Source organism: Methylobacterium sp. A54F, assembly GCF_053346035.1.
The window spans coordinates 38,175-59,012 of record NZ_JBKFBF010000001.1 but is presented as its reverse complement, the minus strand read 5'-3'; the positions used below and the strand labels follow the sequence as shown (position 1 = coordinate 59,012).

Below are 20,838 nucleotides of genomic sequence, written 5' to 3'. Positions count from 1 at the left end.
TTGCCCGACGTGTCGGAGGCCCCCCGGGAAACAGCCGCTTACAAATCGATCGCCCGGAACCGTCTTCGAATACGGAACGCGACAGGGCATAAGCAGGGTCCACGACAGTCGATCGCAGCCGATGACCAGCACGCCGACGCCCCACATCCTCCTCGTGGAGGACGACCGCGAGATCAGCACCCTGGTGGCACGCTATCTCCGCGCCAACGAGTGCCGCGTGACCCTCGCGGGCGACGGACGCGAGATGGACCGGGCGCTCGCCGACGCGCGGGTCGACCTCATCGTGCTCGACCTGATGCTCCCCGGCGAGGACGGCCTCTCCCTCTGCCGCCGCCTGCGCCAGTCCTCCGCCATCCCGATCCTGATGCTCACCGCCAAGGCGGAGGAGATCGACCGGATCGTCGGCCTGGAGCTCGGCGCCGACGACTACCTCGCCAAGCCCTTCAACCCGCGCGAGCTCCTCGCCCGGATCCGCGCCGTCCTGCGCCGCAGCGGCGCCGAGAGCCCGGACGAGGACGGGTCGCGCCGCCTGCACTTCGTGGGCTGGACCCTCGACATCGGGCTCCGGCAGGTCCTGAGCCCGGAGGGCGCCCGCATCGCCATCACGGGGGCGGAGTTCGACCTCCTGCACGCCCTCTGCCTGCGCCCGGGCCGGGTGCTCTCCCGCGACCAGCTCCTCGACCTCACGCAAGGGCGCGCCGCGGGGCCCTTCGAGCGCAGCATCGACGTGCTGGTGAGCCGGATCCGCCAGAAGATCGAGCGGGACTCGCGCAACCCCGAGATCATCCGCACGATTCGCTCGGGGGGCTACCTGTTCACCCCGGACGTGACCCGCTCATGAGCACCGCCTCCGGCCTCCCCGCGCGCCTCCTGGCGCGCACCCTCGCGCCGCTGCGCCCGCGCAGCATCGCGGGGCAGATCGTGCTCCTGGTCTTCGCGGCGATCGTGGTCGCGCACGCGGTCGCGACCTTCGCGTTCGTGCTGCTGCGGGAGCCCTGGCGGCCCGACGACCACCCGGGGGTCGCGGCGACCCGCCTCGCCACGGTGCTGCGCCTCCTCGACGCCGCCCCGCCCGCGGACCGGCCGGCGCTGCTCGGCGGAGCCTCCCGGACCCTGCCGACCCTGCGCATCGCGCCCTGGGACGGCTCCCAGGCGGCCTCCGGCACCCTCGACGGGCTGCCGGTGATCCGCCGCCTGCGCGACGGCGTCGACCGGCCGGTGGTGATCACGGACCTCGCCCCCGCCCACGGCCGGGAGGCGCCCGCGAACCTCCATTTCGGCATCAGCACCCGGAACGGGGCGAGCCTGCAGGCGGTGCTGCCGAACGACGCCCTGCGGCCGCCGCGGCAATGGCCGCTGATCTTCACCTTCCTGGCCTTCGGCCTGACGCTCGCGCTGCTCTGCGTCTGGGCGACCCGGGCGCTCACCGCGCCGCTGGCCCGCCTCGCCGGCGCCGCGGAGGCCTTCGGCACCGGGACGGACCCGCGCAGCGACCGCATGGCGCTGCCCGAGCGGGGCCCCCGCGAGGTGCTCGCCGTCTCCCGGGCGCTCGACCGGATGCGGGCCCGCGTGCGCCGCCTCATCGACGACCGCACCCAGATGCTCGCGGCGATCAGCCACGACCTGCGCACCCCGATCACCCGCCTGCGCCTGCGCGCCGAGTTCATCGAGGACGAGCACGCCCGCACCATGACGCTGCGCGACCTCGACCAGATGAACGGCCTCGTGGAGGCGGCCCTCTCGTTCGTGCGCGATGGACAGGGCCAGGGCAGCGGCGCGGACGTGCTCGTGGACATCGCCTCCGTTGTGCAGACGGTCTGCGACGGCTTCGCGGACATCGGCGCGGACGTGGCCGTCGCGCGCAGCCGCCACGTCCTGGTGCGCGGGCGCCCCGACGAGCTGCAGCGGGCCATCACCAACCTCGTCGACAACGCGGTGAAGTACGGCGGCTCGGCGCGCCTCTCCCTCGACGTCACGGGCCGCGGGGTCAGCGTCGCGGTGCAGGATTCCGGGCCCGGCATCCCGGAGGCGGAGCGGGACGCGATGCTCCAGCCCTTCGTGCGGGGCGACCGCGCCCGCAATCTCAACGAGGCGTCCGGCTTCGGGCTCGGCCTGTCGATCGTGCTCGCCATCGTCGAGACCCACCAGGGCCGCCTCGTCCTCGAGAACCGCCCCGAGGGCGGCCTGATCGCCCGGATCGAGCTGCCGCCGGCGACCCAGATCTCCGTGCGGCCCGCCAAGACGCCGCCGGCCCTGCCCGCGCAGGCCGCCGAATGAGGGGACCGCGAGGGGCCGGCGCCCGGATGGGACATATTGGGAAACCAAGTCCCGCGCCCGCGGCAAGGCGGCCTTAACCAACCAAGCGCGTGATGGGGGGCGGACCCGCGGCCGGGCGCATCCGGCGTTCCCCCCTCCAGAATCCCTGCACGAGATCCGCGATGACCTCGATCTCCAGCACCGCGACCAGCGCCGCCCAGCTCCACGGACACAGACCGCCCCCCGGCCGGGAGCGGATGAACGCGGCGATCACCTCCGAACTCTCGGCCGGCTCCATCAGCCAGACCGACGCCACGGCCCTCACGCGCGCCCTCGACGCCATCGACACGAGCCTCGGCGCCGACCAGGCCGGTGCGGGGACCGGGACCTCCGGCTCCGCCGCCGGCAGCACGGCCCGCCTCGACCCTTCCGGGATCAAGGACCGGATCGACGGCCTGATCGACGATCAGGTCACCAGCGGCGCCCTCAGCAGCGACCAGGCCGACACCCTGAAGGAGCTGTTCGCCGAGCAGGGGCCCGGCGGCCCGCCGCCCGGTGGGCCGCCCGGTGCGTCCGGTACGGATCCGGGCGACGGCACGGGCGACGCGACCAGCGACCTCCTGGCGACCTTCATGCAGCAACTGCAGGCGTCCCAGTCGGGCGCCAGCGGCTACGGCGCGACCGGCGCCGGCAGCGCGGGCACTCAGGCATCGGCCCGGCTGTTCGACTTCCAGAGCTGACGGGACGGCGGGGTATTCGCCCCGCCGGTCCGAGGGCTCAGCCCTGCTTCGGGGTGATCTTCAGGATCTTGCCGTCCGCCCCGTCGGTGAGGGCGTAGACCGCCCCGTCCGGGCCGACCTTCACGTCGCGGATCCGGCCGCCGAGGTCGATGCGCTCCTCGGTGATGACCTTGTCGCCGTCGAGCTTGAGCGCGACGAGGCCGTTGCTGACGAGGCCGCCGATCAGGAAGGCGTCCTTCCAGGCGGGGAACAGGGCGGCGTTGTAGACCGCGAGGCCCGAGGGGCCGATCACCGGATCCCAGTAGTAGACCGGCGGCACCGTACCGGCGGCCTGGGTGATGCCGTCGCCGATCTTCTCGCCCGAGTACTCGATGCCGTAGGTGGCGACCGGCCAGCCGTAGTTGAGGCCGGGGCGCGGCCGGTTCAACTCGTCGCCGCCGCGGGGCCCGTGCTCCACGGTCCAGAGGCGGCCCTGCCCGTCCAGCGCCGCCGCCTGCACGTTGCGGTGGCCGTAGGACCAGATCTCCGGCTTCGCCTTGTCGCTGCCCGCGAAGGGGTTGTCCTTGGGCGCGTTGCCGTCGGTGTCGATGCGGAACACCTTGCCGAGGCCGCTGCCGAGGTCCTGGGCCTGTCCGCGGGTGGCCTTGTCGGAGCGCTCGCCCACGGTGACGAACAGCTTGCCGTCGCCCGCGAAGACCAGGCGCGAGCCGAAGTGCTTGTCGCCGTCGTAGGTCGGCATCTGCCGGAAGATGACCTTGAGGTCGTCGAGCTTGGCCGTGCCGCCGCTCTCCACGAGCTTCGCCTTGGCGACCGTGGTGCCGTTGCCCTTCTCGCGGGGCTCCGCGTAGCTGATGTAGACCATCCGGTCCGAGGCGAAGCCGGGGCTCAGGGCGATGTCGAGGAGGCCGCCCTGGCCGCGCGCATCGACCTTGGGCACGCCCGCCACGGGCTGCCCGACCGTGCCGTCCTTCGCCACGATGCGGATCTTGCCGGCCTTCTCGGTGACGATCATCCGGCCGTCCGGCAGGAACTCCAGGGCCCAGGGGCTCGCGAGGCCCTTGGCCACCGCGGCCACCTCGACGGGGGTCGCCTCGGCGGGCTTCGGGGCGCGGGTCTGGTTGGGCAGGAGCGGCTTGTAGTCGGTGTTCGGCGCCGCCGTCTCCGCCGGGGCGTCGCCGGTCCTGGCGGCCGGTGCGCTGAAGGCGTCGCCGCCCACGCGCGCGGCCGGCGTCTCGGCGGTCTGGGCTGCGGCGGGCAGGCCGAGGCCGAGGGCGGCGACCGTGGCGAGTAGGCGGAATGGGATGCGCGTCACCGGGCTGGATCCTCCTGTGGCCGATGGGTCCGCCGTCGCGGACCGGTGCCCCCTCCGCGCCGGGCGCGGCCGGGGCCGGGATGGCCGGGAGATGGGGCGGGGACCCCGCCAAGGCGAGGCCCGCCCGGCCCGGAGGTCCGCCCGGACGCCCGCGCCGCGGGGCCCCGGGGGCTCATGATTTGCACACGATGCTGCCCTGCCGGGGACGCCGGCCGCCTTGACCCTGTGGAGCCCCGTCGCCAATTCTGCCTCCAGTCGCGCGGGCCCGTGCGCTCTCGAGCCGCCCGACGCGAAATCGGAAAGGGACTGTGATGGCGACGGTGAAAGTGACCGATGCGAGCTTCGAGCAGGATGTCCTGCAATCCGCCGAGCCCGTCGTCGTGGATTTCTGGGCCGAGTGGTGCGGCCCCTGCCGGCAGATCGGCCCGGCGCTGGAGGAGATCTCCGCGGACCTTCAGGGCCGTGTGAAGATCGCCAAGGTGAACGTCGACGAGAACCCGGGCATCGCCTCGCAGTACGGCATCCGCTCGATCCCGACGCTGCTGCTGTTCAAGAACGGCCAGCGGGTGGACCAGAAGGTCGGCGCTGCCCCGAAGGGCGACCTCTCGCGCTGGATCAGCGCGCAGACCGCGACCGCCTGAGGCCGGACCGGCGCCGGACCGGAACGCGAGAGCCCGCCCCTCCCGGGGGCGGGCTTTTTCGTGCGCAGGCCGCCGCCCAAAAGGGAAAGCCCGACCGCTTGCGCGGCCGGGCTCCCCGGTTTCGAGACCCGTTTTGGTGTTCGGCTTAGTAGGTGCCGAACTTGTAGTTGAGGCCGGCGCGGACGACAGCGAACTCCGGGTTCGCCTGACGGCCGAAGGGACCGCCGACGATGACCGAGTTGGCGGCCGAGTACACGGCACCGTTCGGCGCGATGCCGTAGACGCCGTTGTTGCGGTTGCCCTGGTCGAGGTTCACGTACAGACCTTCGACCTTGAGGGTCACGGCCGACGAGCGGAAGAAGTTCAGGAACGAGTCGGTCGGGAGAGCGTACTCGATGCCGCCGCCGACAGCGTAGCCGGTCTGGAAGCTGTCACGCGAGGAGTTCGGCAGGCCGAAGTTGCGGCCGCCGCCCGAGCCGTAGGCGAAACCGCCGGTGGCGTAGAACAGGACGCGGTCGAAGGCGTAGCCGAGGCGACCGCGGACGGTGCCGAAGTAGTCGAGGCTCGACAGGCCACCCGGGTTGAACACCAGCGCGCCGGGGTTCACACCGCCGCCCGCCACCGTGGCGAAGGCGAAGTTGTTGCGGTTGCGGCCGAAATCGACGTACTGCGCGTCAGCCTCGATACCGACGACCACGCCGGAGCCCGGGGTGAACTGGTAGTTGTAGCCGATCTGACCACCGCCGACGAAGCCGTCGTTGCTCTGGTCGTTGCTGAAGGCGAGGACGCCAGCGGCCGGGGCGCCACCGGCGGTCCGGAACAGGCTGCCCGCGGTGGTCGCGCCGGCGGGGACGCCGATCACGGTCGGAGCGGCGGTGTCACGGGCGTTGAAGCCGTAACCCGCGTTGAAACCGGCGTAGAAGCCCGTCCAGGTGAAGACGGGAACCGGCGTGAAGATCGGCGGCGCGGCGCGGCGCGGCAGATCGGCGGCGGAGGCCGCCGCGGTGAGGGCCGTGAATGCGGCCAGCGATGTCAGAAGCTTCTTCATTGTTTTGATCCCCAGCATTGTGCCCGATCGGTGGCGAAACTACGGGATTTTCCACAGTTAAGATGTAGCGCTGAGGCCACACACGGCCGCGCTTGCTCTTCCGTTGGGCAGGCCGGTGGAAACCGGGGATGACCGGCCGGGATGCCGAGCGGGCCCCCGCCGGGCCGGGCCTGTGGACGGGGCCGGGATTCGTGCAACCTTCGCTTGCGTTCCCGCGGGAACGCCTCGCGGCCCCGGTCGGGCGGCGCGCGCGTCAGTCCGGCAGCGTGCCGTTCGCCGTCAGCACGGCCCCGGCGAGGTAGAGCGAGCCGCAGATCAGGATGCGCGGCGCCTGCTCGAAGGCGATGTCGGCGATCATCGCGAGGGCCGCCTCGACGCTCGGGGCGGTGCGGGCGCTGAGGCCGACGCCGGCCGCGATGCCGGCCACCTCCTCGGCCGGGCGCGCCGCGAGCTGGCCGGCGATCGGCACGGCGATGAGCGCCCGGGACAGGCCCACGAAGTTGCGCAGGAAGCCCTCGGCGTCCTTGGTGCCGAGAAGCCCGACGATCAGCACGAGGGGGGCGTCGCTGCGCTCGCTGAGGTCGGCCACCGCGGCGGCCAGGATGCGGCCGCCGTCGATGTTGTGGCCGCCGTCGAGCCACAGCTCGGCGCCGGCCGGCACGAGCGCGGAGAGGTGGCCGCGGCTCAGGCGCTGGAGGCGCCCGGGCCAGTTCACGTTGCGCAGGCCCGCCTCCAGGGCCGCCGTGCCGATGTCGCCGAAGCCGGCGGCGCGCAGGGCCGCGATGGCGGTGCCGGCGTTGGTGAACTGGTGGCGCCCGGCGAGCCTGGGCTTGGGCAGGTCGAACAGGTCCGTCTCGTCCTGGAAGACGAGCCGCCCGCGCTCCTCGTGGACCGAGAAGTCCTGGTTGCCGACGAGGATCGGCCCCGCCCCCACGGCCTCGGCGTGCCGGCACAGCACCGCGTCGGCCTCGGCGTAGTCCTGCGCGGCGATCACGGCCGGGCAGCCGCGCTTGAAGATGCCGGCCTTCTCGCCCGCCACCTCCGCGACGGTGTCGCCGAGGTACTCAGCGTGGTCCCGGCCGATCGGCGTCACCACGGCGGCGGCCGGCGCGTCGATGACGTTGGTGGCATCGACCCGCCCGCCGAGGCCGACCTCGAGGAGGAGCACGTCGGCCGGCGCTTCCGAGAACAGCAGCAGCGCCGCCGCGGTGGTGATCTCGAAGACGGTGATCGGGTCGCCGCCGTTGGCGGCCTCGCAGCGCGCGAAGGCGTCGGCGAGGCGGTCCTCGGGGACGAAGACGCCGCCGCCGATGCGCCCGAGGCGGATCCGCTCGTGGAAGCGCACGAGGTGGGGCGAGGTGTAGACGTGGGCGGCCAAGCCCCCGGCCTCCAGGATCGCCCGCATGAACGCGATGGTCGAGCCCTTGCCGTTGGTGCCGGCCACGTGGATCACCGGCGGCAGGCGCCGCTCGGGGTGGTTGAGCCGGGCGAGCAGCCGCTCGATGCGCCCGAGGGACAGGTCGATGGTGCGCGGATGCAGGGCCAGGAAGCGCGCCATCAGCGCGTCGGAGGATTCCATGGGGTTCAGGCCGGCTGGGGCGCCGGCGCCGCGGCGGATTCCTGGCGCATCAGGAGGCCGCACAGGCGGCTGATGGTCTCCTTGAGGGCGTGGCGGTGGACCACCTGGTCGACCATGCCGTGCTCCCGCAGGTACTCGGCGCGCTGGAAGCCGTCGGGCAGCTTCTCGCGGATGGTCTGCTCGATGACGCGCGGGCCCGCGAAGCAGATGAGCGCCCCGGGCTCGGCGAGGTGCACGTCGCCGAGCATCGCGTAGGAGGCGGTGACGCCCCCCGTCGTCGGGTTCGTCAGCACCACGATGTAGGGGAGCCGGGCGGCGTTGAGCCGGCGAACCGCCACGGTGGTGCGGGGCATCTGCATCAGGGAGAGGATGCCCTCCTGCATGCGGGCTCCGCCCGAGGCGGAGAACAGGATGTAGGGGGTGCGCTTGTCGAGGGCCGTCTCGGCGCCGCGCACGAAGGCCTCGCCCGCCGCCATGCCGAGGGAGCCCGCCATGAAGCCGAATTCCTGCGCGGCCAGCGTCATCGGCAGGCCGCCGACCCGCCCGAACCCGACCTTGAAGGCGTCCGCCATCCCGGTCTTGGCGCGGGCCTCCTTGAGGCGGTCCACATACCGCTTCTCGTCGCGGAACTTCAGGGGGTCGGCCGCGACCTCGGGGAGCGGCACGTCGATCCAGGTGCCCTCGTCGAACATCATCTTGAGGCGGGCCTGGGCGCTCATCTTGAGATGGTGCTCGGAGCCTGGGATCACCCAGTGATTGCTCTCCACCTCCTTGTGGAACACCATCTGGCCCGTGTCGGGGCACTTCACCCAGAGGTTCTCGGGGGTCTCGCGCTTGAACAGGGTCTTGATCTTGGGGCGCACGACCTCCGAGATCCAGTTCATCGGTTCGACCATCATTCAGCGCCGTTCTAAAGGGTTTCGCCCGGGCTCGATATCGGAAGCGCCCCGCTGAGGCGCCAGTATGGCGGGCTTTCGGCCCGCCTGGGCGCCAGTATGGCGGGCCTCGGGCCCGCCGGGACACCAGCGTGAGGGCGCTCAGGCGGAGCGCACGCCCGCGGCGAGCTCGCGCACGAGGCTCGTCACCGCCTCGACGGTGCCGCCCTGCGCCCGGCCCTCATCGTCGAGGGTGCGCTGCAGGGCATCGACCAGCGCCGACCCCACCACCACGCCGTCGGCCCCCCGCGCGATCGCCGCCGCATGCGCGCCCGTGCGCACCCCGAAGCCCACCACGACGGGCAGCGCGGTGTGCCGCCGGATCCGGCCCACCGCCGCCGCCACCTTGTCGAAGTCGGGCGTCGCCGTGCCGGTGATGCCGGTGATGGACACGTAGTAGACGAAGCCCGCCGTGTTTTCGAGGACGGCGGGGAGGCGCCGCTCGTCGGTGGTGGGCGTGGCGAGCCGGATGAAGGCGAGGCCCTTGGCGAGCGCGGGCAGGCAGAGCTCCTCGTCCTCCTCGGGGGGCAGGTCCACGACGATCAGCCCGTCGATGCCCGCCGCGACCGCGTCGTCGAGGAAGCGGGCGACCCCGTAGGTGTGGATCGGGTTGAAGTAGCCCATCAGGATCACGGGGGTCCGGTCGTCGCCGGCCCGGAAGCGGCGGACGAGGTCGAGGGTCCGCACCACGCCCTGGCCGCCCTTCAGGGCCCGCAGGCCCGCCGCCTGGATGGCGGGGCCGTCCGCCATCGGGTCCGTGAAGGGCAGGCCGAACTCCACGATGTCGGCGCCCGCTCGCGGCAGGGCCTCCAGCACGGCGAGCGAGGTCTCGGCGTCCGGGTCCCCGGCCATCACGTAGGTGACGAGGGCGGCGCGGCCCTCCGCCCGGCAGCGGGCGAAGGTCGCATCGATGCGGTTGGGACTATCGGTCATGGCGGACCTGTCGAGAGGGAGCCGCCCGGGCGGGCAAGCCCGGCGGGCCGGAGCGGGAGCCGGCCGCGCCTACACTATCGGGAGCCGTCCGTGAAGGCAGAGGGCCCCGCCCTACCGCCGTCCGACACGGGGCGGTTCCCGTGCAGAGCCGGACCTGCACGCCCCGCCTATGCGGCGAACGGTGATAGGATGGCAGCGAGCCAGCAGGGTCCTGCGGCCTGGGTCGGCAATCCCTCGGCTGGACGGTTTGAAACCCGCCCGGTATGCAAGTCGCCATTGCCGCGCGATGTTGAACGAGCCGACACATGGCCATGATCAAGCCGAAGGGCGCCCTGAAGGCGCGGCCTGGTGTCGCGATCAGCAACACGGCCGCCAATATGCTGACCTCGCTGTATGGGCGCAGCCGCTCCAGGGTGAACGCTGCCGTTGCAGCTATTGAGGCCGACATCGAAGATCCCGCGAAGGTGAAGAAGGTTGCGGGTTACGACGACGTCTTCGTGGCGCGCGGCCACGGAATGAGGATCCTGTTCACGCGCAAGGATGGCCAGTCGGTGGTCACATCAGTCGCCGCTGATGGCTGATGTCGGCCTACTACGACCTTCATGCGTTCGACCAAGCCGCTGCTGTGCGGGAGCTGGCAGAGTTCCGGACGTTGCTCGATGCGAACACGGCCCTGGCCGAGCGTGAGCAGGTCCTGGCAAGCTTCGCAGGATGGCCGCAGCTCTGCTCGATGTTTGGCCACTATCATCCCTTGATCAAGGCGGCGGATCTCGCCAAGCGTGAACTCAGGATCGGCGCCCACTTCATCGCCGACCTGGGCGTTCGGCGTTCGGCTACAGCCAACGTCTGCCTGATCGAATTCGAAGGCGCCAAGGACAACTGCATCTTCTCGGCGCGCCTCAAGGGTCGAAGAGTACTGCCTTGGGCTACCGCGATGGAGAAGGGCTTCAGCCAGATCGTGGACTGGGCCTGGGCGCTGGACACCTATCGGGACGCACCCGACTTCCAGGATGCGTTCGGATCGAGGCGACCGAACGTCATGGCGGTGCTCGTCATCGGCAGGTCAACGTCCCTGACCGACGCGACCGGAAAGGATCGTTGGGACTGGCGCAGCCGATCGGTGAGCCTGCCCGGCATTCGAGGTGTACACCTGCAGACCTACGACGATCTCTATGAATACTTTGACATACAGCTCAAGGTGGGAGCAGGCATGACCATACCTGTCGCGGCCGCCCCACCTTAGCGAATGCCGCGCCTGCGCCCTATCCCGGCGGGGTGACGCGTCCCATCGACGCTTCCTTAACCGCCTTCGGCAAGGGGGCCTTCAGCTCCGCCCCCCATGCTTGCGCCTCCGGCAGCCCTGCGCCGGAGGAGATTGCCATGGACCTGAAGGACGTCGCCCTCGTCCTCGCCCTCCTGGCCGCGGCCTTCAGCCTCGCGGCGCTCGTCTGGCGGGCGCGCAAGCCCCGGCCGGAGGAGCCCGAGACCGACCACCTGCACGATCGCATCGCGCGGATCGCCGAGAGCGAGGAGCGCTACCGCTCCCTCGTGGAGGCCACCATGGACGTGGTGGTGCAGCGCGACGCGCAGGGGCGCATCACCTTCGCCAACGAGGGCTTCGCGCGGCTCCTCGGGCGGAGCCCCCTCGATCTCGTCGGCGCCACGGTGGACCTCGAGCCCCTGGAGACCGGCCGCGTCGAGACGGGCGCGGACGGGGTGCGCCGGGTGGAGGCCCGGGTGCTGCCGGTCGACGGGGTGCCGCGCTGGTTCGCCTTCGTGGAGATGCCGGTCTCGCCGGCCGGCCGGGCGGGCGAGCCCGCCCAGGCCCTGCGGGCCGGCAACGACATCACGGCCCGCGTGGAGGCCGCCCGCTCCCTCGACGAGGCTCTGAGCCGGGCCGAGGCCGCCAACGTCGCCAAGTCCCGCTTCCTCGCCACCGTCAGCCACGAGTTCCGCACGCCGCTGAACGGCATCCTCGGCATGGCCGACCTCGTGCTCGCGACGAGCCTCGACGCGGAGCAGCGTACCTACGTCGAGGCGGTGCGCACCAGCGGCAAGGCGCTCCTGAGCCTCATCGACGGCATCCTCGATTTCTCCCGCATCGAGGCGGGCCGGCTCGACCTCGCGGCCGAGCCCTTCGACCTTCCGGGCCTCGCCGAGGGCGTGGTGGAGCTCCTGGCGCCGCGCGCCCAGGACAAGGGCATCGAGATCGCCCTCGACGTCGCCGACGGCCTGCCGCCCCTGCGGATCGGTGACGCCGACCGCGTCCGCCAGATCCTCGTCAACCTCGCCGGCAACGCCATCAAGTTCACGAACGCGGGCGGCGTCGGCGTGAGCGTGGCGCCCGCGCCGGAGGGCGTCGTGCTCGCCGTCTCCGACACGGGGCCCGGCATCCCGGAGGACCGGCTGCCGGTGCTGTTCGAGGAGTTCGAGCAGGGCGACGGCAGCGCGAGCCGGCGCCACGAGGGCACGGGCCTGGGGCTCGCCATCACCCGCCGCCTCGTCGCCCGGATGGGCGGGCGGATCGAGGCGCAATCGCGCCTCGGCCGGGGCTCGACCTTCCGGGTGCTGCTGCCGCTCCCGGCCGCCGCCGCGCAGCCGGAGCCGGGCCCGCCCGTCGTCCTCGACGGCCGGCGCATCCTGATCGTCGCCGATTCCCCCTATCAGGCCCCCGGCCTCGCCCGATGGCTGTCGCGGGCCGGCGCCGCCGCGGCCGTGGTGCCGAGCCTGGAGGCCGGCCTCGACGCGCTCTCGGGCGCCCGCCTCGACGCGGTGATCGCCGACCGGGCCCTCGGGGATGCCGCCGTGCGCCGCCTCGCCGACGAGGCGCGCCGCTGCGGCGTGCGCTGCAGCCTCGTCCTCCTCTCGCCCTTCGACCGGCGGGAATTCGGCGCCCCCGGCGCGGCGGGGTTCGACAGCTACCTGATCAAGCCGGTCCGCGCCCGCTCGCTGTTCGACCGGCTGCTCGCCCCCGCGACCCTCTGGGAGCCGGCCGGCGCCGGCCCGCCCGAGCCCCCGGCCCCCGAGCCCGCGCTGGTGCGCGCCCCGCCCCGGATCCGCGTGCTGCTCGCCGAGGACAACCCCATTAACGCCCTCCTCGCCACCAAGGCCCTGGAGCGCCTGGGCGCCGGCGTCGTGCTCGCCCGCGACGGCCTGGAGGCCCTGGAGCGGCTCGCCGGCCCGGACCGGTTCGACCTCGCGCTGCTCGACATCCGGATGCCGGGCCTCGACGGCCTGGAGACCGCCCGCCGCATCCGGGCGGCCGAGGCGGCGCAGGGGGGCGCCGTGCGCCTGCGCCTCGTGGCCCTCACCGCGAACACGGGCCGGGACGACGAGCGCGCGGCCCGCGCCGCGGGCTTCGACGAGTTCCTGGCGAAGCCTCTAAACCTGAAGTTGCTCCCGGCACTCCTCGACGGGCACGTCGCGCGGGCGGCCTGAGGGAGCCCGCCGCCGCGACGCATCCCCGGGCGGGCTGCCGCGTTGTGCTGCAGCCCGGCCGCCGGCGGCCGGCGCGCGAGGGCCGTTCATGCGACGCATCAGCCAGATCTCCGACCTGCATTTCGGCCGCACCGATCCGGCCGTGGTCGAGGGGCTGGTGAGCGAGCTGAACGCCGAGCCGCCGGACCTCACCATCATCTCGGGCGACTTCACCATGGCGGCGCGGCGGCTGGAGTACGCGGCCGCGCAGGCCTTCCTGGCGCGGCTGCCGCGGCCCTGGATCGCGGTGCCGGGCAACCACGACATCTCGCCCTTCCACCTGATGCAGCGCTTCTTCCGGCCCTTCAAGCGCTACAAGCGCTTCATCGCCCCCGACACCCAGCCGACCTTCCAGGACGCCGAGATCGGCGTCGTCTGCCTCAACACCGTGCGCACCTGGGCGCCGGAGCGGGACTGGTCGCAGGGCAAGATCCACCGCTGGCAGATCGCGCTGGCCGAGGCACGGCTCCGGGCGATGCCGTCCCACCTGTTCAAGATCGTGGTGGGCCACCACCCCTTCATGCCCCCGCCCTGGGACGAGGAGGCCCGCCTCGTCGGGCGCGCCGACAAGGCGCTTGCGGCCTTCCGGCGCTGCGGCGTCGGGCTGACGCTCGCGGGCCACCTGCACCGGAACTACGCGCGCTTCGCCGAGGATCACGGCGAGGCCGAGCCGCGGGTGGCCGTGGACCGGGCCGAGATGCAGGGCGGCCGGGGCCGGCTGCTCGCCGTCCAGGCGGGGTCCGCCACCTCGACGCGCCTGCGCGGCAACGAGCCGAACGCCTACAACCGCATCCGCATCGCGGACGGCCTCGCTACCGTCACGGTGCGCCTGTGGAACGGCCGCGCCTGGGAGGACGCCGCCGCGCAGGGCGCCGGCGAGGCGCCCGCGGACCGCCCGGCCTCCGGCGAGGCGTGATCTGAGGGCCAGCCTCAGTTCCTTAGCCGGCGCCGTATCCGCCGCGGCGGTTCGCGCCGGCACGGTCCGTCTGGCCGTGCTCGTAGCCGCCGGATTCCTCGGCGTCCGTCTCCGGGCGGACGGGCTTCGGCGATTGCGGGCCGGTGGGGCCGAGGTCCGGCTCAGGCTCCGGGCGCTCCGCGGACCCCGGCTTCCCGAGCCCGCCCGCAACCCTGGTTTCGTCTTCGGACATGACCCTCTCCCGCGGTGGTTCTCAAAGGGGGAAGAGGCGGGCCGGGGCGCCGGTTCCGCGGCCCGCCCGGGGGGGCGGGCGGGCAATCCGACCCCCCACGCCCTATCTTGAGTTGCGAGAACGCGTTTCGCGTAGAGGAACAGGGATCAGTCAGATGGCAAACGACAGCGGATCGCGCGACCGGGCCGAGACCCGCGCTGCCAAGCAGCAGGAGCGGGCGGTCGCGGGCGCCGCGGCCTGGGCCGATCACGAGGCCGAGCAGCGCGCCGTCGAGGAGCGCACGCAGCGCCTGAAGGCCGAGCGCCTGGCGCGGGAGGCCGCGGGCGACGCGGGCTGAGCCTTCCCCCGGGCCGGACGCCGCCCGGGCCGCGTCATCCGAGCGTCACACTCCATCGGGAGGGTGCGCGCCTTCACCGATCGGGGCCACCGCATGGACTTCCACCGCCGCTTCACCGTGCTGATGTGCGCGCCGAACTTCGACCCCGACGACCTCGAGGGGGTGCGCGTCCAGCAGATCGTGGCGGCGGTGGAGGGCCGAGGCTTCGAGGTGGTGCGGGCCCGCCGCGTCGAGGACGCGGCGATCGCCGTGCAGACGGACGCGGCCATCGGCTGCATGGTGGTGGACTGGGGCAAGCGCGGCCTCGACGGCAAGGCCGCGGCGCTGATCGACATGATGCGCCGGCGCGGCCTCGAGATGCCGATCGTCATCATGGTCCGGCGCAAGCGCCTCGAGGACATCCCCGTCGAGCTCCTCGACTTCATCGACGGCTACATCTTCCTCGCCGAGGAGACGCCCGAGTTCATCGCCCGCGGCCTCGTCTCCCGGGTGACGCAGTACGCCGAGACCCTGAAGACGCCCTTCTTCGGCGCGCTCGTGGACTATGCCGAGAAGGGCAACCAGCTCTGGACCTGCCCGGGCCACAACGGCGGCATCTTCTACAACCGCTCGCCGATCGGGCGGATCTTCGTCGAGCACCTCGGCGAGGCGATCTTCCGCGACGACCTCGACAACTCGGTGCTCGACCTCGGCGACCTGCTCACCCACGAGGGACCGGCGCTGAAGGCCCAGAAGGAGGCGGCCCAGATCTTCGGGGCGGAGAAGACCTACTTCGTCCTCAACGGCACCTCGGCCTCGAACAAGATCGTGCTCTCCTCCCTCGTCGCGGAGGGCGACCTCGTCCTGTTCGACCGCAACAACCACAAGGCCGCCCACCACGGCGCCCTCTTCCTCGGCGGCGGCATCCCGATCTTCCTGGAGACCGACCGCAACGCCTACGGCCTGATCGGGCCGATCTACCACGAGGCCCTCGACGAGACCCGGATCCGCGAGAAGATCCGCGACAACCCGCTGGTGACCGACCGCGAGGCCTGGCGCCGGGAGCGGCCGTTCCGGGTGGCGGTAATCGAGCAGTGCACCTACGACGGCACCATCTACGACGCCCAGATGATCCTGGAGCGGATCGGGCACCTCTGCGACTACATCCTGTTCGACGAGGCCTGGGCGGGCTTCATGAAGTTCCACCCGCTCTATGCCGGCCGCTTCGCCATGGGGCTCAAGGGCCTCGACGAGACGGCGCCGGGCATCATCGCCACGCAGTCGACCCACAAGCAGCTCGCGAGCTTCAGCCAGGCCTCGCAGATCCACACCCGCGACAGCCACATCCGCGGCCAGACCCGGCGCGTCGAGCACAAGCGCCTGAACGAGAGCTTCCTCGTCCACGCCTCGACCTCGCCGTTCTACCCGCTCTTCGCCTCCCTCGACGTCGGCGCCCAGATGATGAAGGGCCGCTCCGGCATGATCCTGTGGGACGACACGATCCGGCTCGGCATCGAGTGGCGCAAGAAGGTGCGGGCGATCCGGCGGGAGTTCGAGGAGCGCGAGGCGGACCCCCTGCGGCGCTGGTTCTTCGATCCCTTCGTGCCCGACATCGCGCACGGCGCCAGCGGCGAGGTGCCGTGGGAGAGCCTGTCGACGGACGAGCTGGCCTCCGACCCGCGCCACTGGGAGCTGCGGCCCGGCGCGGCCTGGCACGGCTTCTCCCACGTCGCGCCGGGCTACGCGATCACCGACCCGAACAAGCTCACCGTGCTGACCCCGGGCTTCGACCGCCGCACCGGCGCCTACGCGGAGCACGGCGTGCCGGCCCCGATCGTCGCGCAGTACCTGCGCGAGAACCGCATCGTGCCGGAGAAGAACGACCTCAACTCGCTGCTCTTCCTGCTGACGCCGGGCGTCGAATCCTCGAAGGCCGGCACGCTGATCTCCGGCCTCGTCGCCTTCAAGCGCCTGCACGACGACAACGTGCCGCTGGAGGAGGCGATGCCCGAGTTCGTCCGGCGCCGCCCGAACCGCTACCGCGGCGTGCGCCTGCGCGACCTCTGCGCCGACTTCCACGCCTTCCATCGCGAGGCCGGCACCTCGGCGCTGCAGCGCAAGCAGTTCGAGCCCGGGCACCTGCCCGAGATGGTGGTGCCGCCGAAGCACGCCGCGCAGATGCTGACCCGCAACCGGGTCGATTACGTGCCGATCGCTGAGGCGGAGGGGCGGGTGGCGACGACCTTGCTTCTCGTCTACCCGCCCGGGATCGGCACGGTGCTGCCCGGCGAGCGACTGGACGCGCGGGCCAAACCCATGCTGGACTACTTCAAGATGTTCGAGGCCTCCGCCAACCTGTTCCCGGGCTTCGAGGCCGAGATCCAGGGCGTCTACCGCGAGGTGGACCCGGACGGGCGCATCCGCTTCCACACCTACGTGATGCGGGAGGAGCGGTGACGGACCCCGACGCCGCGGGCGCCGGCCAGCCCTGCCCCGACATCGTGATCCGGCCCTCGTCCGACGCGGACGTCCCCGCGATGGTCGCGATCTACACCCACCACATCCGCCGGGGCGTCGGCGACACCGCCGACTACGAGGCGGACCCGTTCCTGCCCGACGACCTGAAGCAGCGCCGCAAGAGCATGCGCAAGCGGCGGCTCCCCCACCTCGTGGCCGACCGGGGCGGGGTGGTGGCGGGCTACGCCTACGCGGTGCCCTTCCGCAAGCGCCCGGCCTACCGCTACACCCTCAAGCACTCGATCTACGTGCACCCCGACCACCTGCATGCCGGCATCGGCCGGCGCCTGCTGCCGGCGCTGATCGAGGCCTGCGCGGCCGGCGGCTACCGCCAGATGATCGGCTACATCGACGCCGGCAACGCGGCGTCCCTGCGCCTCCACGAGGCCTGCGGCTTCGCGCAGGTCGGCCTGCTGCCGGCGGTGGGCTACAAGTACGGCCGCTGGAGCGACAGCGTCATGGTCCAGTGCCCCCTCGGCACCGGGGCCGCCGACCAGCCCTCGACCTGGAACCGCCGTCCCGAGCCGAGGCCCGTGGAGGCGCTGGTGGCCGGGCACGACTGGGGCCGGGACTGAGCTCCGGCCCTCGGCGCTCTGCCTGTCAGGGCGCGCAGGGGCCCCGCGCGGCGTCGAGGTCGAGGCGGGTGAGGTCGCCGAGGATCGCGAAGTCGCCGTAGTCGAGCTTCAGCGCGCCGCTCACCCCGTTCTCGTAGAGGTTGAACGACAGGGTGTAGATCGGCGTGCGCTCGCCCTCCCCTTGCGTGAAGTAGCTGAGGGTCACGGGCCAGTAGGGGACCGCCGCCATGGCGCCCGCGCGCAGGGGCTTGTCGCGGTCGCTGCCCGCGGCGTTCGTCGGCGCGGTGACGGGGCGGCCGATCACCGCCAGGGTGTCGTAGACCTTGCGGCCGTCGTCCGACCCGTCGAAGACCTTGGCGGACAGGGTGGTGTCGCCGGCGCGCGCCGCCTCGATCAGCCGGCGCATGTGGGCGCTCGGGAAGAGCACGGGCGCCCGGTCGCCGAACTGGTCCCGCTTCGGCTCCTTGAGGCGCACCTTCAGGCCCTCGCCCGCCTCGGCGGTGCCGTCGACCGCCGGGCTCGGCGCGCCGTTCAGCACGGTGACGGTCTTGAAGCGGAAATCGTGGCCGTCGCCGCTCTCGAAGGTGGTGTTGCGCAGGTCCGAGGTGCGCTCGCCCGACTCGCCGCTCGTCAGCTCGGTCACCTGCCGGGTCTGCATCGTGTAGCCCTTGCAGGCATCCCCCCGGAAATCGATGACGATGCGGCCGCGGGCGCTCTCGACGGCCCGGGTGCCGCCGCTGGAGGCGAGGGAGAGGTCGTAGACGGCCCGGTGGTTGGCGAGCGCCACCGGACTCGCCTTGTCGGGCGCAGCCTTGCCCGGGGCGGCCCTGGCGGGCGCCTCCGCGGGGGCCGCGGGCGCCGCACGGACCCCGGATGTGCCCGCCGCCACGAGGAGGGCGAGGCCGGCGGATGCGAGGCGCAGGGTCATGGGAGCTCCCGGTTTCATCGGCCCCCAGATAGGTGGGCGCCGCCGGGCCGGCAATCTTCGCGCCCCGAGGCGGCGATCTCCGGGTCCGGGCCGCGAGCCCGGCTTTGATGGCGCTCCGCCCCTGTGCTAACGAGGCCCCGCTCCCTGTACGCCGCCCTTCCGCGAGCCCTCCGGCCGGCCGGCGCGGGCTCCGCTTCCGGGGGCCCGGGGGGCGACGCTTCGTTCGAGCCGAGGACCGACCCGACCACATGGCTTCCGATTCCGAGACCGCGCCGCAGGCGCCCGCCCGGGCGTCGAGCTATTCCTACGAGGATCTCCTGGCCTGCGGGCGCGGCGAGCTGTTCGGTGCGGGCAATGCCCAGCTGCCGCTCCCGCCGATGCTGATGTTCGACCGGATCACGTCGATCGCGGCGGAGGGCGGCGCCCACGGCAAGGGCCACGTGCTGGCCGAGTTCGACATCCGTCCGGACCTCTGGTTCTTCCCCTGCCACTTCCAGGGCGATCCCGTGATGCCGGGCTGCCTCGGCCTCGACGCGCTCTGGCAGCTCGTGGGCTTCCATCTCGGCTGGCTCGGCGCCTCGGGCCGCGGCCGGGCGCTCGGCGTCGGCGAGGTGAAGTTCTCCGACCAGGTCCTGCCGAGCGTGGCCCGCGTGGTCTACGGCGTCGACCTCAAGCGGATACGCACCGGCAAGCTGGTGCTCGGCATCGCCGACGGCTGGCTGGAGGCCGACGGCAAGCGGATCTACGAGGCCCGGGACCTGCGGGTCGCCCTGTTCCAGCAGGCCTGAGCACGCGAGGGGGCCGTGCGAGGGAGCTCGGCGCACCGATGCGCGGGCCGTTCGGGCACCCCGGACGGTTTCGCTGGTTGAGATTAGGCCCGCGGCATCCTAGCTGACGGGGAAGCGCGGCCGGGCGGATTCGTCCGAGGGGTCCCCCGTCGCGGCGGAGAAGTCAGGTTCCATGCGCCGAGTCGTCATCACCGGGATGGGCATCGTCTCGTCCATCGGCAACAACACCCAGGAGGTGCTGGCCTCGCTCCGCGAGGCGCGCTCCGGCATCGTGCGCTCGGCGCCCTATGCCGAGCACGGCTTCCGCAGCCAGGTCGAGGGCGCCCCGACCCTCGACCCCGAGGGCGTGGTCGACCGGCGCGCCATGCGCTTCCACGGCGGCGGCACCGCCTGGAACCACGTGGCGATGGACCAGGCGATCCAGGATGCGGGGCTCGAGGCCGGCGACGTCTCGAACGACCGCACCGGCATCATCATGGGCTCCGGCGGTCCCTCGACGCGGGTGATCGTCGAATCCGCGGCCATCGCCCGCGACAAGGGGCCGAAGCGGGTCGGTCCGTTCGCGGTGCCGAAGGCCATGTCCTCCACGGCCTCGGCGACCCTCGCGACCTGGTTCAAGATCAAGGGCGTGAACTACTCGATCTCCTCGGCCTGCGCGACGTCCAACCACTGCATCGGCAACGCGGCGGAGATCATCCAGGCGGGCCGGCAGGACGTCATCTTCGCGGGCGGCTGCGAGGACCTCGACTGGACGCTCTCGGTGCTGTTCGACGCCATGGGCGCCATGTCCTCGAAGTACAACGACACCCCCGCGCGGGCCTCGCGCGCCTACGACGTCAACCGCGACGGCTTCGTGATCGCCGGCGGCGCCGGCGTGCTGGTGCTCGAAGAGTACGAGCACGCGAAGGCGCGGGGCGCGCGCATCTACGGCGAGGTGGCGGGCTACGGCGCGACCTCGGACGGCCACGACATGGTGGCCCCCTCGGGCGAGGGCGCGGTGCGCTGCATGCGTCAGGCGATCGGCGGCCTGAAGGGCGCGCGCATCGACTACATCAACCCGCACGCCACCTCGACGCCGGTGGGTGACGAGAAGGAGATCGAGGCGATCCGCGAGGTGTTCGGCGCGGGCGAGGCCTGCCCGCCGATCTCGGCCACGAAGTCGCTGACCGGCCACTCCCTCGGCGCCACCGGCGTGCAGGAGGCGATCTACTCCCTCCTGATGATGAACAACGGCTTCATCTGCGAGAGCGCCCACATCGAGGAGCTCGACCCAGCCTTCGCCGACATGCCGATCCTGCGCGAGCGCCGGGACGACGCGCGCCTCGGCCACGTCCTCTCGAACTCCTTCGGCTTCGGCGGCACGAACGCGACGCTCGTCCTGAAGCACGTCGACGCCTGAGGCGGCGCGTACAGGGCCCGTTCAGGGCCCGGGGCGTTAACCTGCCGGAACCCATGCTTCGTCACGAAGTTTTCCGGCAGGCCCGCGCGGGGACGGACACACCCATGCTGCTTCTCCTCCTCGGAACGCTCGGCACCCTCGTCCTCGCAGCCTCCGCCGCGGCCTACGCCCAGCAGGCGCTGATCGACGACGCCAAGGCGAAGACCGGCGGCTACTTCTGAGGGACCCTGCCGCGACGCGAGGCCC

20 protein-coding genes are annotated in these 20,838 nt (G+C 72.4%); 13 read left to right on the top strand and 7 right to left on the bottom strand.

Annotated elements, in window-relative coordinates; translation table 11 throughout:
- The first annotated feature begins 121 nt into the window (after positions 1 to 121).
- The 3 genes from ACLBXP_RS00305 (at position 122) to ACLBXP_RS00295 (ending at position 2,996) form a co-directional block, all read left to right on the top strand.
- The gene (locus tag ACLBXP_RS00305; RefSeq protein WP_447665519.1) at positions 122 to 841 is read left to right on the top strand and encodes a response regulator; all 720 of its coding nucleotides are present in this window, start codon (positions 122 to 124) and stop codon (positions 839 to 841) included.
- On the top strand, positions 838 to 2,277 hold the full coding sequence (locus tag ACLBXP_RS00300) for an ATP-binding protein (RefSeq protein ID WP_447665518.1): 1,440 nt from the start codon (positions 838 to 840) through the stop codon (positions 2,275 to 2,277). The genes ACLBXP_RS00305 and ACLBXP_RS00300 overlap by 4 nt, the downstream gene beginning before the upstream one ends.
- 161 nt (positions 2,278 to 2,438) lie before the next feature.
- Complete coding sequence (locus tag ACLBXP_RS00295) at positions 2,439 to 2,996, top strand: hypothetical protein (RefSeq protein WP_447665517.1); 558 nt, start codon at positions 2,439 to 2,441, stop codon at positions 2,994 to 2,996.
- A gap of 37 nt (positions 2,997 to 3,033) precedes the next feature.
- On the opposite strand, the gene ACLBXP_RS00290 is transcribed toward ACLBXP_RS00295, so the two are convergent.
- Positions 3,034 to 4,308: a PQQ-dependent sugar dehydrogenase gene (locus ACLBXP_RS00290; protein WP_447665516.1), complete on the bottom strand. Its 1,275-nt coding sequence runs from the start codon at positions 4,306 to 4,308 to the stop codon at positions 3,034 to 3,036.
- Positions 4,309 to 4,619: 311 nt separating this feature from the next.
- Here ACLBXP_RS00290 and trxA point away from each other — a divergent pair, with 311 nt between their 5' ends.
- Positions 4,620 to 4,949 (top strand): thioredoxin, encoded by a 330-nt coding sequence (gene trxA, locus ACLBXP_RS00285; protein ID WP_447665515.1) that lies wholly within the window; start codon positions 4,620 to 4,622, stop codon positions 4,947 to 4,949.
- Positions 4,950 to 5,094: 145 nt separating this feature from the next.
- Here trxA and ACLBXP_RS00280 read toward each other — a convergent pair whose 3' ends face one another.
- The 4 genes from ACLBXP_RS00280 to trpA form a co-directional block, all read right to left on the bottom strand.
- A complete protein-coding gene (locus ACLBXP_RS00280; protein WP_447665514.1) occupies positions 5,095 to 5,997 on the bottom strand; it encodes an outer membrane protein in 903 nt (300 codons plus the stop codon).
- A gap of 253 nt (positions 5,998 to 6,250) precedes the next feature.
- On the bottom strand, positions 6,251 to 7,576 hold the full coding sequence (locus ACLBXP_RS00275) for a bifunctional folylpolyglutamate synthase/dihydrofolate synthase (protein ID WP_447665513.1): 1,326 nt from the start codon (positions 7,574 to 7,576) through the stop codon (positions 6,251 to 6,253).
- Positions 7,577 to 7,581: 5 nt separating this feature from the next.
- Entirely contained in the window at positions 7,582 to 8,472 is an 891-nt protein-coding gene (gene accD / locus ACLBXP_RS00270) for an acetyl-CoA carboxylase, carboxyltransferase subunit beta (RefSeq protein WP_447666194.1), read from the bottom strand.
- Positions 8,473 to 8,613: 141 nt separating this feature from the next.
- Complete coding sequence (gene trpA, locus ACLBXP_RS00265) at positions 8,614 to 9,444, bottom strand: tryptophan synthase subunit alpha (protein ID WP_447665512.1); 831 nt, start codon at positions 9,442 to 9,444, stop codon at positions 8,614 to 8,616.
- A 305-nt stretch (positions 9,445 to 9,749) separates the two neighbouring features.
- On the opposite strand from trpA, the gene ACLBXP_RS00260 reads away from it, so the two are divergent.
- The 4 genes from ACLBXP_RS00260 to ACLBXP_RS00245 all read left to right on the top strand — a co-directional run bounded on the left by ACLBXP_RS00260 (position 9,750) and on the right by ACLBXP_RS00245 (position 13,837).
- A complete protein-coding gene (locus ACLBXP_RS00260) occupies positions 9,750 to 10,025 on the top strand; it encodes a hypothetical protein (RefSeq protein WP_447665511.1) in 276 nt (91 codons plus the stop codon).
- Positions 10,025 to 10,687 (top strand): Shedu anti-phage system protein SduA domain-containing protein, encoded by a 663-nt coding sequence (locus ACLBXP_RS00255; RefSeq protein WP_447665510.1) that lies wholly within the window; start codon positions 10,025 to 10,027, stop codon positions 10,685 to 10,687. Before ACLBXP_RS00260 ends, ACLBXP_RS00255 begins: the two co-directional genes overlap by 1 nt.
- Before the next feature lie 137 nt (positions 10,688 to 10,824).
- Complete coding sequence (locus ACLBXP_RS00250) at positions 10,825 to 12,882, top strand: ATP-binding protein (protein ID WP_447665509.1); 2,058 nt, start codon at positions 10,825 to 10,827, stop codon at positions 12,880 to 12,882.
- A gap of 88 nt (positions 12,883 to 12,970) precedes the next feature.
- Positions 12,971 to 13,837, top strand: coding sequence for a metallophosphoesterase family protein (locus ACLBXP_RS00245; protein WP_447665508.1), 867 nt, complete (start codon positions 12,971 to 12,973; stop codon positions 13,835 to 13,837).
- 22 nt (positions 13,838 to 13,859) lie between these two features.
- On the opposite strand, the gene ACLBXP_RS00240 is transcribed toward ACLBXP_RS00245, so the two are convergent.
- Positions 13,860 to 14,069 (bottom strand): hypothetical protein, encoded by a 210-nt coding sequence (locus ACLBXP_RS00240; RefSeq protein ID WP_447665507.1) that lies wholly within the window; start codon positions 14,067 to 14,069, stop codon positions 13,860 to 13,862.
- 154 nt (positions 14,070 to 14,223) lie between these two features.
- Between ACLBXP_RS00240 and ACLBXP_RS00235 the strand changes: the two genes are divergently transcribed.
- The 3 genes from ACLBXP_RS00235 (at position 14,224) to ACLBXP_RS00225 (ending at position 17,477) form a co-directional block, all read left to right on the top strand.
- Complete coding sequence (locus tag ACLBXP_RS00235) at positions 14,224 to 14,406, top strand: hypothetical protein (RefSeq protein ID WP_447665506.1); 183 nt, start codon at positions 14,224 to 14,226, stop codon at positions 14,404 to 14,406.
- 93 nt (positions 14,407 to 14,499) lie between these two features.
- On the top strand, positions 14,500 to 16,842 hold the full coding sequence (locus ACLBXP_RS00230) for an Orn/Lys/Arg family decarboxylase (RefSeq protein WP_447665505.1): 2,343 nt from the start codon (positions 14,500 to 14,502) through the stop codon (positions 16,840 to 16,842).
- Positions 16,839 to 17,477, top strand: a complete 639-nt coding sequence (locus ACLBXP_RS00225) for an N-acetyltransferase family protein (protein WP_447665504.1) — start codon at positions 16,839 to 16,841, stop codon at positions 17,475 to 17,477. Before ACLBXP_RS00230 ends, ACLBXP_RS00225 begins: the two co-directional genes overlap by 4 nt.
- 25 nt (positions 17,478 to 17,502) lie before the next feature.
- On the opposite strand, the gene ACLBXP_RS00220 is transcribed toward ACLBXP_RS00225, so the two are convergent.
- Entirely contained in the window at positions 17,503 to 18,405 is a 903-nt protein-coding gene (locus ACLBXP_RS00220; RefSeq protein WP_447665503.1) for a cell envelope integrity EipB family protein, read from the bottom strand.
- A 248-nt stretch (positions 18,406 to 18,653) separates the two neighbouring features.
- Between ACLBXP_RS00220 and fabA the strand changes: the two genes are divergently transcribed.
- Entirely contained in the window at positions 18,654 to 19,193 is a 540-nt protein-coding gene (gene fabA, locus ACLBXP_RS00215) for a 3-hydroxyacyl-[acyl-carrier-protein] dehydratase FabA (protein ID WP_447665502.1), read from the top strand.
- A gap of 172 nt (positions 19,194 to 19,365) precedes the next feature.
- Positions 19,366 to 20,592, top strand: coding sequence for a beta-ketoacyl-ACP synthase I (gene fabB / locus ACLBXP_RS00210; protein WP_447665501.1), 1,227 nt, complete (start codon positions 19,366 to 19,368; stop codon positions 20,590 to 20,592).
- Positions 20,593 to 20,838 lie beyond the last annotated feature (246 nt).